Origin of the sequence: Petroclostridium sp. X23, from assembly GCF_030013905.1 — a bacterium.
Lineage (GTDB): Bacteria > Bacillota > Clostridia > SK-Y3 > SK-Y3 > X23.
In genome coordinates this window covers 4,154,958-4,168,195 of record NZ_CP124862.1, presented here as the reverse complement: position 1 = coordinate 4,168,195, position 13,238 = coordinate 4,154,958, and the positions used below count along the sequence as shown (strand labels likewise).

The following is a 13,238-nucleotide window of genomic DNA, read 5'->3' as shown; positions in this document are numbered from 1 at the left end:
ATTGCCTTACGACACAACAAGCGCCAGGCCCGTTTCATATTTAATCCCTTCGCGGAGTTATGTCTTCTTTTATATAATTCTACTGAAGATCGTTATATTACACAATAGAATTTTGTGATTATTATGTTTTATATTTGAACATCTTCTGCATTCTCTTGTGTTTTCACTTATCATTTAGTATAATTGTTTTATATTAACACACTTTTTAGGAGGAATCTCTGAAATGGATAAAATTAAAATTCTAGCAATTGCTCCTTATGAGGGAATGAAAGGGATCATGTTGAATCTAGCCGCAAAAAAACAGGAAATCGACCTAACAGCTTACGTAGGAGACCTTAATCGCGGCGTTGAGATTGTTCAAGAAAATCGTGATATTGAATATGATGTTATTATTTCCCGCGGCGGGACTGCAGAAATGATTAGTAATTCTGTTGATATTCCGGTTATCGAAGTCTCCATTTCTGTTTATGATGTTCTGCGCGCTATAAAATTAGCAGAAAATTCAACCGCAAAGTTCGCAATTGTAGGATTTCCCAGCATTACTAATTGCGCAAAGTTACTATGCGACTTATTACAATACGATATCGATATTTTTACTATTTCCAGTGAAACCGACGTGGAGAACTGCCTATATACACTCAAAGAACGAGAGTACGGGATGGTCTTATGCGACATGATTACCAGCACTGTTGCAAGACAAGTCGGCCTAAATGCCATATTGATTACATCCGGGTACGAAAGTATTGAAAGCGCTTTTGAGCAGGCAATTAAAATATGCCGAAGTTATTCCCACATGAGACAACAATACCTCATGATGCGTTATGCTCTCCTGGAATCTTCTTACAACACCTTTATTTATGATGAAAACAGCAAACTGGTATTTACTTCTCTCAGCAAAACAGACCCATATTCCGACATCCTTGATTTTATCAAAAAATCTTTGCCCACCTTTATAAAAAATAAAGAACATAGAATTGAAAAAAAATGGAATGATTACCTGCTCTCAATCATAGGTAAAAATGTACAAGTAGATGGACAAATCTTTATTCTAGTTTACTTACATATTAATACCTTCCCGGCAATTTCAGACGTCAATGGTATTCAATTAGTGAATAAAAGTGATGATATTAACCATTTTTACCACAACTATTATAACAGTGTACATTCTAACATAAATATTCGATCAACCATCGAAGAATACAGCAAAAGCAACTTCCCTATCCTTATTATAGGAGAAAGCGGAACAGGCAAAGATAAAGTTGCATCACTGATTTATGAGAATGGTCCATTCCAGAACAATCCATTCTATATTATCGACTGCAGCTTTATAAACGATAAGCATTGGACGTCTCTTTTTAAAAATACCGACTCTCCTTTTAACGGTATGAACTGCACTTTTTACTTAAAAGATGTTGGTGTTTTAAATGAACGTCGAGCTAAAGAATTATTTGAATTCATTGAGTGTACAAAGTTATGTAAGAGGAATCATATGCTTTTCTCCTTCGTATGTGATGAAGAGAAAGGAGAGAATCATCCTATCTGCTTGCATTTGATGAACAGACTATCCTGCTTAACACTACGCTTGCCTCCGCTACATCAACGCGCTCAAGACATACCAAGTTTGGCCAGTCTCTATATTAATGAGCTGAATGCCTCCTTAGGAAAACAAATTATCGGCTTCGAACCGGAAGCTATGAATTTATTACAGGAATTTCATTGGAAATATAATTTAGATCAGTTCAAAAGAGTGTTAAAAGAATTGGTGGTTACAACCTCAACTTCCTATATATCTTTGGAAAAAACTGCCGCTATGTTAAAAAGAGAAATGCCTTATACGTCCGCTGGCTCTAATAAGGATTACTATATCAACCTGGAGCAATCTTTAGAAGATATCAATTATGATATTGCACGTATTGTTTTGAATGAAGAAAAAACAAATCATAGTAAAGCAGCTAAGCGACTGGGGATCAGCCGAAGCACCCTATGGAGGATGCTAAAATCCCGTGATTAATTGTTTATACTCCCAGCAAAATGGTCACTCTATAAAATATATCTTATGAGGTGAGGAACGTATAAGAGAATTAAATATCTAGCACTTGATTATTCTCTCCGGTTAGTAGTTGAGTTAATTTCATAATTTCTAATCCTTGAAAACACAAGGTTAGAAAAAAGCATAAAAAATAGTTTACCCCAATCCGATAAATAATTCGTCCAAACAATCCACAGAAAGGAGTAAACGTTGTACGAATTATGAATCGGCAAACAACATTATTTACTTTAGAGCAAATTATAGAAATTCAACCATTAACAAAATTACAAGCTGTTTTAACATTTATTGATTATTCAATTATGCTTGAAACTTTTAAAATTGATGTCAGCAAACGTGGTCCTAAAGGATTTGCGTATACCAGCTTGCTCAATGCTTTACTTGCAATGCAAATAGATCAAATACCTACTATTAAAGCATTAGTTAAAAGGTTGAAAACAGACCCCGTTTTAAGAGTAACCTGCGGGTTTGATACTATTGGCAAAACGCCTAGTGCTTCAACTTTCTCTAGGTTTATAGAAAAGCTCTCTAAAACCGATGTACTTGAAAAAACTTTTCAGAGAATGGTTCGTAGAGCCAAAACCTTGGGACTTATTAATGGTTCCCATGTCTCAATAGATGCATCGAAAATTGATGCCTTTGAGCATGCTGTACCAAAATCAAAAATACCAGAAAACAATCCAGAGTTTCCTCACTGGGGTGCCAAGCAAGATACCAATGGCAATATGATAAAATGGTTTGGTTGGAAGATGCATGCTGTAGTAGATACAACAAGCGGAATCCCATTAGGGTACATCATAACCCCTGCAAATGTTGCAGATATGGTAATGGCAATACCACTAATGAATAAGCTTAAGGCAGATTATGAAGACTTATTCAAACCATCTTACTACATTATGGATACAGGCTATGATATACCATCTATCTATCAACATGCTGTATCATTTGGTGCTCAAGCTATTATGCCAATTAACTGGAGAAATACGAAAACTCCACCTGAAGGCATTAACTGGGAAGGTCAACTTGTTTGCACCATGAATTATCCGTATGTGAATGGTGGAAATGATAATGGAACCATTCGGTTATTATGTCCCCACGCTTGCGGAAAAGCCAATTGTCCTATGGGTTCAAGTTGGTGTACGAGTACAAAATCAGGATACATTGGCAAAGTTAAAATTAAGGATAATCCACGGTTTATATCTTATCCATTACGAGGAACAGAAGCATGGGACAATCTATATGATGAAAGAACATCCGTTGAACGCTTTTTTGGTGATGGAAAAGAAAACTATGCTTTAAACAATCTGCGTGTAGCAGGGCTAAAAAAAGCAAAAGTATTCATGGATTTAGCCTGCATTGCAATTATTGCTACAAGAATTACAAAAGCAGAACAATCAAAAAATATTGCAGCTTAGTATTTTAATTATCAAGGAACAGGAGATGATATTTCTTAATTTCAAAACTATATAGTTGTGGATAACTATCTATTGTAAGGATAGTCTAACCTTTTTTTGCACAATTTCAAAAATATCAGTAGGAATTATCCACATTCTTGATTTTTGAATTATGAAATATCCTCAGTTAATAAAATGCGACAAGACAGAACCCCACCTTGCCGCATTTTTCGTAATGTTAAAGTAGCTGTAAAAGAAGCATAATCAGGTGTTTCTTGTTTTTGCCGCCCAGAAAGCATTTTCCGGTTCTTTCATTCCTTATCTAAATCTTGTTTTCAATATATTTAGAAAAAGAAAGTCCATAATATTTCTTGAAGCACTTACTGAAATAGTATGGATCGTTATAGCCAACTTTCTGTGCAACATCTGAAAGTTGCATATCTTTACATTGGTCCACAATTTCCTTTGCCTTTTTGACGCGGTACTCCGTTAGATATTCAATAACAGAATATCCTACTTCCTTTTTGAAAATATTACTTATATAGGTCGGACTTACGACAAGACTTTCAGCAATCTCCTCCAGTGAAAGATCATACTTATAATAATTAGACTCTATATACTCCTTCGCCTTTTGTACCAGCTTTAGCGTCTCCGGTCTTCTTTCTTTTTTTATATCACCTATTATATGTTTATAAAAATCCATTATTGTATTTTTCATCTCATCCATTGTGTCTAACGTTCTTATTACTTCAAATATATCCTTATGCTCTTCTACTGCTTTATCCAGATAAATATTATTCGCAGAAACATATTCTGTCCCAATTGAGACAAGTTCCATCGCAACCATGTGAACATTATGACGAGGTGTATTCTGTTCCATCATAGCGTTAAATGCGTTAGTTATTATATTTTTAAGTTCATTCATATTTTTCGTCCTAATGCAGATCAAAACCTGATTTTTTTCTCCAAACACAAATATGTTATTCATAGCCCTTGCGTGCTTGGAACGCTGATATTTAATGATCCGTCCGTTTCCTTCGAAAAATTTACTCTCAAGGGCACGTAACCCTTCCTGAAATGATAAGAATATCTTCGTATATTCATCATATGTACCTCCAACGCCGATTGTAACCGAAAGCCCCAATTCGTCTTTAACCCTGTTTATGATTTCTTTTCCAACTACCTCGAAAGATACTTTTTCTGTGCAGTCACCTTCAAGTATTTCATTAAGTATGATTACAATAAGATCGTTAGGGCCCGAAAATACAACTGCATGATAGCATTTTGAAATGATGTCGCTAACTTTTTCCTGTACCTTTTGTTTAAATATTTTACACTGTTGCTCAGTATAATACTTTCCTTTTAAATGATCAATTTCCATCACCATAACGGCTATATGATCCGGAGATATCTTTAAATTAAAATATCTCATTTTTTCAGCAAGTCTTTGGATGTTATCATCAGACTGATTACTTATAGGTTTTTGAATAAGTGTATTTAAAAACTTTTCTTTAAGTATATTATAACCATCCTTTACCTGACGTTCCAAATCCTCGACATACTTTTTCTGGTCCCTATCTTTATATATTTGTTGCTTAGCCTCTATGAGTACCTGTCTTAGCTCCTTTGCGTTAATTGGCTTAACAATGTAACCCAATACATCAATCTTTATGGCTGCCCGTACATACTCAAACTGTTGATAACCGGTTAGAATTATAATCTTGATTCTAGGATGGCACTGATGTATGATTTGTGAAAGCTTTAAACCATCTATAAATGGGATGTTAATATCCATTATGATTAAATCCGGCTTAAATATCTCAACTTTCTCCAGTGCTTCTTCCCCGTCAGATGCCTCTTCTATAATCTCCATTCCTATTTCATCCCATTTAATAGAGTTTTTTATAAGATTTCTTATCAAAGACTCATCATCTACAACCATTACCTTAATCATTATTATCACATCCTCCTGTACGGCAAGATCACATCCACCTTTGTCCATTTTCCATATATGCTGTCGATCGCTATACCATACTCATTTCCAAAATATAACTTTATCCTTTCATTTACACTTCTTAACCCAAAACTCTTGTTGTCAGATTCAGTATTTACCTTAATGATTAAATCTGACAACTGGCTTTGTGTTAGCCCTATACCATTATCGATTACAGAAAGTTTGATCCTATCATCTTTCTTTTTACCTATAATCCATATGGACCCTTTACCTTTGATATTTTTGAGTCCGTGATATATGGCATTTTCAACAAGAGGCTGTATGGTAAGCTTTAGGATCTTTTGCGGCAATATCTCATCTCCCACGCATATTTTATAATCCAATTTATCACAGTACCTTATCTTTTGAATTGTCAGATAATCATGTACATTTTTAATTTCATCATCTATATTTATCACTGTATTTCCACTGCTTAACGCGATCCTGTAGAACATTCCCAGCGATTTGGCCATATCGAACACATCATCGGTTCTATCCAGCTGAACCAAAGAGCAGACACTCTCCAGCGTATTATATAAAAAATGAGGATTTATTTGAGACTGCAAAGATAAAAGTTCAAGTTCTCTTTTTTTCTTCTGATCAGCATAAGCCTGATCCATCAACTGGGAAATCCGCAAAACCATTTTATTAAAAGTTTGAGCAAGCTTTCCCACTTCATCATTGCCTGAAATTTTCGCCCTTACGTTCAGGTCTCCTTGTGCAGCACCATCCATGGATTTAGATAATTGAACAATGGGTTTTGATAAAGTTTTTGAAACGATTATAGAAAAAAGTATCTCAAATAAAATACAAATAAAGCTTGCAAAATAAATGGTATTAGCAATCTTTTTACTGTCTTCCATCAAAGCATCAAGAGGTACTATACCTATGATTGTCCAATCTAACCGGTTAATCCTGCTTAAGTTTACCAATAGACTTTCGTTTCCGATCTTATATATCTTACCTTCTCTTCCTCTTTTGGTCAGCCACTCGGTATAATTTTGATGTATTGTATCTTTATAATGTCCCAGCTCTTTGTCATAAGATACGATATCACCCTGACTATTAATAATAACAAAACTGCCTGCCGAACCATAGTTTAATCTGGAATATACTTTTGAAAAGATATTCCCGCTTATATTAATTTTTAATACTCCCAATATATCTTGCGTCATGGGATCCAATATCGTTTTGAGCATGGTTATACTTTGATCATAAGGACTATATAATGGTTCGGTAAGCAATGTATTGTCAAGCCATAAAGCCATTCCATGATTGTTGATCGCTTGATTTATAAGCTCTTGCTTTATCCCTTTTACACTTTCAAATCTATGTGCGTCAATATACCCTGCCCCTATCATCTTTGCGTCTTTTGTATATATTTCCATCGAATTAATAATGGTCTTTGTCTCAATGATTTTATTGAGAATGGTTTGTCCGATAAAAGAGTAATCAACAGGATCTGCAGCTTTGTTCCCGGCATCTTGCTTTAATGCCTCTAGTATTCTCTCATCCTTTATCGCTACATTCGCAGTGCCTTCTACATCATTTAAAAGCCCGTCCATGCTCTCTATGATGATATCCAGGCTTTGATAAGAATTGTTAATGGTTTTATCTACAATGACATTGGATGACACCCTATTCGCTATAATGGCCAGTATAATAGGAATAATCACAATAATCATATTCGCTAACATCAGTTTCCTTGCAATGGATAAATCCGCACACCATTTCTTGAAATTAATGATTACAGGATCCAAATTCACTTCCTCCGATGCTATTTTTCTATATACTTTAAATTATAAATTTTTTCCCGGCCTGCGTAAAGGAAAAATTATCATTACGTATTTATATATAACGCATAAAGAAATTGCAGTAACGGTAGGTTTGGGGTGGTGTTTCCGTAAGAGACCGTCCACTGTTTGAACGAAGTGAGTTTGGGCGCGTCTCTGAAGGATACATACACCATCCCAAAACCGTTTGCTAATATAGAAACTTTAATGCATTATATATAGTATGATAACGGAAGCAAGTTAAAATAAAGGTACTACATCCAAAAGAATAGCTTTGAATGTAGTACCTCTGTCTTAACATCTCTTTTAAAATTCGTTGCTATTATTCAAATGCAAAGGCAACAGCCCGAACGGGAGCCCCGCTGAATCCTTTTCCCTTTAGCGGAAATGCAGTCAAAAACCATCTTTCTTCCTCCATTATTTCCTCCGGAACGTTAACTTCCTCTAATAGAAATACATCTGCATTAAGAAGTACTTCATGCGGAGGTCTTCCAGTCCCTTCATCCCATCCGCCGATACTCATCCCATCGGTGCAAAGCCCTTTGATCTCTTTTTGCACAAGCCACTCAGCTGCCTCTTTTGAAACATACGGCCATTTAAACAGATATTCCTCATTAAATCCCCGTTTTTTTCCCCAACCTGTATATAGTATTATGATATCGTCTTTTTGGATTTTATCACTATATGCAAGAATATGTTCCGGCAGTATAGGTGAATTTGCTGCTATCCCTCTCAAATCTACCACCACTGCCTGACCTTGATATTTTTCAACAGGTATTTCATCAACAGTCTTTCCATCAGGGAAAAAATGATATGGCGCATCCAAATGTGTACCAGTATGCGAGTTCATTTCAAATATCTCTGCATTATACCCGTTTAACGCGTGAATGGCCTCGTAATTTACCCTTGTTACAAAATGTGTCGGCCATCCGGGACAAGCATGATATATGCTGTGAGATAAGTCCAAAACCTTTTTAACCTTAGGAAACATGTGCAAATTCTCCTTTTTTATTATTTAGGGAATACTGTGTCTGCTAGTTTATCCGCCATTTCATTTACATTATCTTTCGTAACCAATAGTGTTGGAACCTCTATTTCTTTTTCCGGAGTTTTTCCATTGATAATATCGTTAGCAGCATCCATTGCATAACGTCCCATTAAAACAGGCTGCTGCATAGCTGTTGCCAACACCTTACCTGCCTTGAGTGCTTCAACCATTTCAGGGGAACCGTCAAATCCAACCACCGCTACATCCTTTTCTTTCTTTGCATTTTCAACCGCCTTCACAACCCCAAGGGTACCCTCGTTATAGTGACAGAAAATAGCCTTTAAGTCAGGTGCTGCAGTCATCAAATTCTGAGCGAATCCTTCTGACTCTGCCCTTGTATATTTTTCACTTTGTCTCAAGTCACCAAGTTCTATACCGGCAGATTCCATCGCTTCTTTGAAACCATTAAGACGGTTTTGTCCATTGATTCTTGTAAGGGAGATAGTAATCTGAGCTACCGGGCCTCCGCTTATATTGTTTTTCTTAAAGTATTCAGCCAAATAGTCTCCAACTTCTCTTGAACCTTTTTTGTTTGATGATATTACGAATGAAGCATATTCCCCTTTATCGGTACCAATGTCAGCTATGACAACAGGTACGTTTGCTTTTTTCGCTTCTTCTAAAACCGATGCACAAGAAGCACTGTCGGTTGGAGATATTATAATAACATCTACATTCTTGGTAATTGCATTTTGAGCGTTCTTGAGCTGAGTTGCTGCGTCCAACCGTGAGTCATATTCCAATACATCTACACCATATTTGCTTGCATTTTGCTTAATACCGGTCGCAAGATTGTTCCAGAACGGATCGTCAGTTGCTGCTGTAATATAGGCTACTACAGGCTTCTTATCAGCCGGCTTCGCACTTGACTGTGCCGCCGGTTGTGAACTTGATTGATCACTTGTGTTTTGGGACTGTGATGAACATCCGCTAATAATTGTCGCTGTCATCAGGACAGCTAAAACGATGGACATTACTGCTTTCATTTTTTTCATTTCGAACCCTCCTATTATGCTTTTATTTTAGAGGAAATCTTACATTGGTATTTAAAATTTCCTCATTAAATAATCCTGAATATTCAGAATTATTTAATACGATTTGAGACTTTCTGAATAACAAGAGCTAAGATAATGACTGAACCTACTGCGAAGCCTTGCCAATACGGAGAAACTCCTATTAAATCCAATCCGTTACGTAAGAATCCCATAAAGAAAACACCTATTGCAGTACCAACAAGGGTACCTTTTCCGCCGTCAAGAACGGCTCCGCCAATGACAACAGCGGCTATGGTATCCAGTTCAAACCCTGAACCATAGTTTGGGTCAACAGCCATTAATCTTGATGCTTGCACAACCGCACCTAGTGATGCCATCAAACCAGATATAATATAAGGAACCGCTTTATGAAGGTTTGCACTAATGCCGCTTAGCCGTGTGGCATCTTCATTACTTCCTATAGCGTAAGTATATCTTCCAGTCTTAGTATTTTTAAGCACCCAATCGGAAACGATGTAAAGAACTAAAACGAGCAACATGTAATATGGAATAAGTCCAAGAAAATTTCCATTTGTCAAAACTGCAAAAGGTTCGGGTAAAGATGTAACTGAGCGCCCGTTAGATATCAAATATGTAATACTCTTTGCAATTGACAGCATACCTAACGTAACAATAAAGGGCGCGAGCTTTACATATCCAACTAAGGTTCCATTGACAGCACCCATAAATACGCCGACTGCTATCCCTGCGAGAATACCGGGCAATATCCCGAATCTCACCATAGACATGGCTGTGATCATAGAAGACAAGCCCATCATACTTCCTACCGACAGATCAATACCTCCTGTTAAAATTACAAATGTCTGACCAATCGCTAGAATGCCTATTACCGCAACTTGCGAAATGACATTTATCATATTTTTCGAAGTAAGAAAATATGGTGAGGCAAAAACCATGATTATAAAAAACACTAACAAACTAAAACTTACTCCTATCTCCGTACGATAATCTTTGACTATCCATTTCAAATCGGAAGACAAGTTCTTTTTCAAACTAGAATTATTATTATCCATGTAATGATTCCTCCAAAATATCCGAAAGATTTGACTCAGACTGACTTCTTTCTTGACCCCCAAATGACGCATATTCAATGATTAATTCTTCTGTTGCATCTTTCTGATCGATCTCTGCTGCCAGTGCCCCATCTTTTAAGATGAGAATTCTGTCACACATGCCTATTATTTCAGGAAGCTCAGAAGAAACAAGAATAATACACATACCTTGGGCTGCCACTTCATGTATGATATTATATATTTCCGCTTTAGCGCCAATGTCTATGCCTCGTGTCGGCTCATCAAGGATTAATATCTTTGGGTTTGCCAGCAGCCACTTTGATAATACTACCTTTTGCTGGTTCCCCCCGCTAAGACTGCTTACAGGATTTCTATAGTGAGCAGTTTTAATCCTCAGCTTATCAATCATATCCAAGCAGTCCTGGCGCTCATTTTTATGTCTTATTCTGCTTGAACTTGAAATACCCGACTTTGTAATAAGGGAGTTAAGAAGTATCTGCATTTCGAGTATCAGTCCGTCGGTTTTTCTATTTTCCGGAACCATTGCCATCCTTGCCTTTACAGCATCTGTTGGCGATGTCCCTTTATACTCGTTGCCATCGATATATATCTTCCCTTTTGAACGTTTATCCGCTCCAAAAATACAACGCACAAGCTCTGTTCTACCTGCCCCTACAAGACCTGCTATTCCTAAGATTTCACCCTCATACGCCTCAAAGGATATACCTTTCAAATACCCGGTGGCATCACAAATTCCATCTACCTTGATTGCTTTTTTTGCAACCACGCCTTCAGGTTTTTCTTTTTTCTCCCCATAGAATTCTTTTATTTCTCTTCCCACCATCGCATTGATGAGTTTTTTCTCCGTCATGTTTTTCATTTGCTCGCCTTTAACAATAAGGCTGCCATCACGTAATACCGTAATCCTGTCGGAGATTTCAAATATTTCGTTGAATCTGTGTGATACAATGATAAAAGCCACACCTTGTGCTTTAAGTTTTCGTATCAGACTAAATAATCTTTCGGTTTCATTACTTGATAAAGCAGCTGTAGGTTCATCAAGTATAATAACCTTTGAATCATATGATACTGATCTCAATATTTCTATAATCTGCTGCTCTGCCACAGATAAATTCACAACTTTATTCACGGGATTTATTTGATTTTCCATATTAAATAACTTAAGTAAGTCATAAGTCCTTTTTATAAGTTCCTGTTTTTTAATAATAAAACCGCTTTTGAATATATCTTTGTGTCCCATAAAGACATTCTCATATACTGATAAGTCCGGGAAAAGGTTAAATTCTTGCATTACCATTGAGATTCCACTATTTATAGCTTGCCCAGGATCAGAAAAACTAACTTTTTCTCCTTCAAACTCAATACATCCGTCGTCCGGCGTTTCTACACCTGATATTATTTTAGCTAAAGTAGATTTACCGGCACCGTTTTCACCCATTAGAGCATGAACTTCACCATTGAAAAGCTCAAATTCTACATTACTCAGTGCCTGTACTACCCCGAATCTCTTTGATATGCCTGAGGTTTTCAATAATGGCTTATTCTTTTCCACTTCAATTCACCTCCTAAGTTAGTTTTCATCACATCACATCAAAAATTAGTAGTTGGATATCGTGATCACTCCTTCGTTAATACAACTTTCTAGTTATCAATAGTAAAATTGTCAATTTCCCATAGCAGTAACACTACTTTTTTGTATACTTTTATTTTAATAATATGCTATTATAAAATGAATAGATTATCTTTTGATGGTTAGTAAAATTTTTAAGTACTCTAAAATTTTTGTGCTATTCTTTAATAGGAGGGGGGCTTTATAGAAATGAAAAAAATATTAAGTCTTACGATGATATCCATATTAATGATTACGACTTTATCCGGATGCAGTAAAGCAAAGCAACTTGCTGGCTCATGGTCAATCTTACCGGAAAATGCTGATTCATCTATAAAAGTTGCTTATATCGCACCATCTATGGAAATATCATTTTGGCGATTCGTATCCAATGGTATAAAACGCGAAGCAGAAAAGTTAGGAATTCAGACCGATATACAAATATATAATTCTAAAGATAATGCTGCAATACAGCTTGAAAATACCCGGGATGCCATCACTAAGCAGGTAGACGCTATCATCATATCCCCCACAGACAGTTCTACATGCCCTGCTGTTTTAGATGAAGCAGAAAAAGCAAAAATTCCTGTAGTTATATGTGATATAGGAACAGATTCGGGAAACTATGCCGCCTTCGTTATTTCCTCCAATAGGAAAGGTGCTAAGGAGACCGGAGAATATCTTGCCAATTACTTAAAGAAAAAAGGATGGGATACGTTTCCGGTGGTTGAACAAACACTTAGCCTGGCAAGGAATAACGGCAAAGAGCGTACAGGAGGATTTAAGGAAGCAATGGATGCTGCCAATATACAGATTGCTGCAATAAAACAGTTTGAAAAATATAACGTGGCAGAAGGCGAAGCATTTTTTATGGACTTAGTAGCAGAAAATCCTACTGCTCGCGGGATGTTTATACAAGCTGATGAACCCACATTAGGAGCTTTAAAAGCTGTGCAAAACTTAAATAAGCAAGATCAATTTGCCATTGTGGGATTTGACGCAACTCCTGAGACAATTGAAAAGATAAAAGCCGGAGAATTAATCGCTACGTCAGTGCAGCAGCCTGTGCTCATGGGTGAAAAGGCACTTGATGCTGCTGTTGATATACTCAATGGAAAAAACCCTGAAAAAACGATAGAAATTCCCACTCTGCTGGTTACCTATGAGAATATTAAAGACACCGAGTCTATACTTCAAGAAACTGTATTTCCCAAAGAGTGAGTTATTTAAGATCTTATTCGCGGGCAGTATAGAGTTTATATAAT

Annotated in this window: 9 protein-coding genes; 3 read left to right on the top strand and 6 right to left on the bottom strand. The window is 36.5% G+C overall.

Going from position 1 to position 13,238, the window contains the following annotated elements:
• Positions 1-223 precede the first annotated feature (223 nt).
• Together QKW49_RS19520 and QKW49_RS19515 are read left to right on the top strand one after the other, a co-directional pair.
• Positions 224-2,011 carry a sigma-54-dependent transcriptional regulator gene (locus QKW49_RS19520; protein ID WP_282864311.1) on the top strand — a complete coding sequence of 596 codons (1,788 nt, stop codon included), beginning with the start codon at positions 224-226 and terminating at the stop codon, positions 2,009-2,011.
• A 239-nt stretch (positions 2,012-2,250) separates the two neighbouring features.
• Positions 2,251-3,462: a transposase gene (locus QKW49_RS19515; protein WP_282863267.1), complete on the top strand. Its 1,212-nt coding sequence runs from the start codon at positions 2,251-2,253 to the stop codon at positions 3,460-3,462.
• A 301-nt stretch (positions 3,463-3,763) separates the two neighbouring features.
• Here QKW49_RS19515 and QKW49_RS19510 read toward each other — a convergent pair whose 3' ends face one another.
• The 6 genes from QKW49_RS19510 to QKW49_RS19485 all read right to left on the bottom strand — a co-directional run bounded on the left by QKW49_RS19510 (position 3,764) and on the right by QKW49_RS19485 (position 11,916).
• Positions 3,764-5,395 carry a response regulator gene (locus QKW49_RS19510; RefSeq protein ID WP_282864310.1) on the bottom strand — a complete coding sequence of 544 codons (1,632 nt, stop codon included), beginning with the start codon at positions 5,393-5,395 and terminating at the stop codon, positions 3,764-3,766.
• A gap of 5 nt (positions 5,396-5,400) precedes the next feature.
• Positions 5,401-7,194, bottom strand: coding sequence for a sensor histidine kinase (locus QKW49_RS19505; RefSeq protein WP_282864309.1), 1,794 nt, complete (start codon positions 7,192-7,194; stop codon positions 5,401-5,403).
• 355 nt (positions 7,195-7,549) lie between these two features.
• On the bottom strand, positions 7,550-8,218 hold the full coding sequence (locus tag QKW49_RS19500) for a cyclase family protein (protein ID WP_282864308.1): 669 nt from the start codon (positions 8,216-8,218) through the stop codon (positions 7,550-7,552).
• A 20-nt stretch (positions 8,219-8,238) separates the two neighbouring features.
• On the bottom strand, positions 8,239-9,270 hold the full coding sequence (locus QKW49_RS19495) for a substrate-binding domain-containing protein (RefSeq protein ID WP_282864307.1): 1,032 nt from the start codon (positions 9,268-9,270) through the stop codon (positions 8,239-8,241).
• An 89-nt stretch (positions 9,271-9,359) separates the two neighbouring features.
• Positions 9,360-10,343, bottom strand: coding sequence for an ABC transporter permease (locus tag QKW49_RS19490; RefSeq protein ID WP_282864306.1), 984 nt, complete (start codon positions 10,341-10,343; stop codon positions 9,360-9,362).
• Positions 10,336-11,916: a sugar ABC transporter ATP-binding protein gene (locus QKW49_RS19485; protein ID WP_282864305.1), complete on the bottom strand. Its 1,581-nt coding sequence runs from the start codon at positions 11,914-11,916 to the stop codon at positions 10,336-10,338. The genes QKW49_RS19490 and QKW49_RS19485 overlap by 8 nt, the downstream gene beginning before the upstream one ends.
• Before the next feature lie 267 nt (positions 11,917-12,183).
• On the opposite strand from QKW49_RS19485, the gene QKW49_RS19480 reads away from it, so the two are divergent.
• On the top strand, positions 12,184-13,194 hold the full coding sequence (locus tag QKW49_RS19480; RefSeq protein WP_282864304.1) for a substrate-binding domain-containing protein: 1,011 nt from the start codon (positions 12,184-12,186) through the stop codon (positions 13,192-13,194).
• The last annotated feature ends 44 nt before the right edge of the window (positions 13,195-13,238 follow it).

What these genes read in the sequence shown, in the direction of transcription:
- QKW49_RS19520 (WP_282864311.1), top strand. Translation starts at nt 224, where the DNA reads ATGGATAAAATTAAAATTCTAGCAATTGCTCCTTATGAGGGAATGAAA.
- QKW49_RS19515 (WP_282863267.1), top strand. Translation starts at nt 2,251, where the DNA reads ATGAATCGGCAAACAACATTATTTACTTTAGAGCAAATTATAGAAATT.
- QKW49_RS19510 (WP_282864310.1), bottom strand. Translation starts at nt 5,395, where the DNA reads ATGATTAAGGTAATGGTTGTAGATGATGAGTCTTTGATAAGAAATCTT.
- QKW49_RS19500 (WP_282864308.1), bottom strand. Translation starts at nt 8,218, where the DNA reads ATGTTTCCTAAGGTTAAAAAGGTTTTGGACTTATCTCACAGCATATAT.
- QKW49_RS19495 (WP_282864307.1), bottom strand. Translation starts at nt 9,270, where the DNA reads ATGAAAAAAATGAAAGCAGTAATGTCCATCGTTTTAGCTGTCCTGATG.
- QKW49_RS19490 (WP_282864306.1), bottom strand. Translation starts at nt 10,343, where the DNA reads ATGGATAATAATAATTCTAGTTTGAAAAAGAACTTGTCTTCCGATTTG.
- QKW49_RS19480 (WP_282864304.1), top strand. Translation starts at nt 12,184, where the DNA reads ATGAAAAAAATATTAAGTCTTACGATGATATCCATATTAATGATTACG.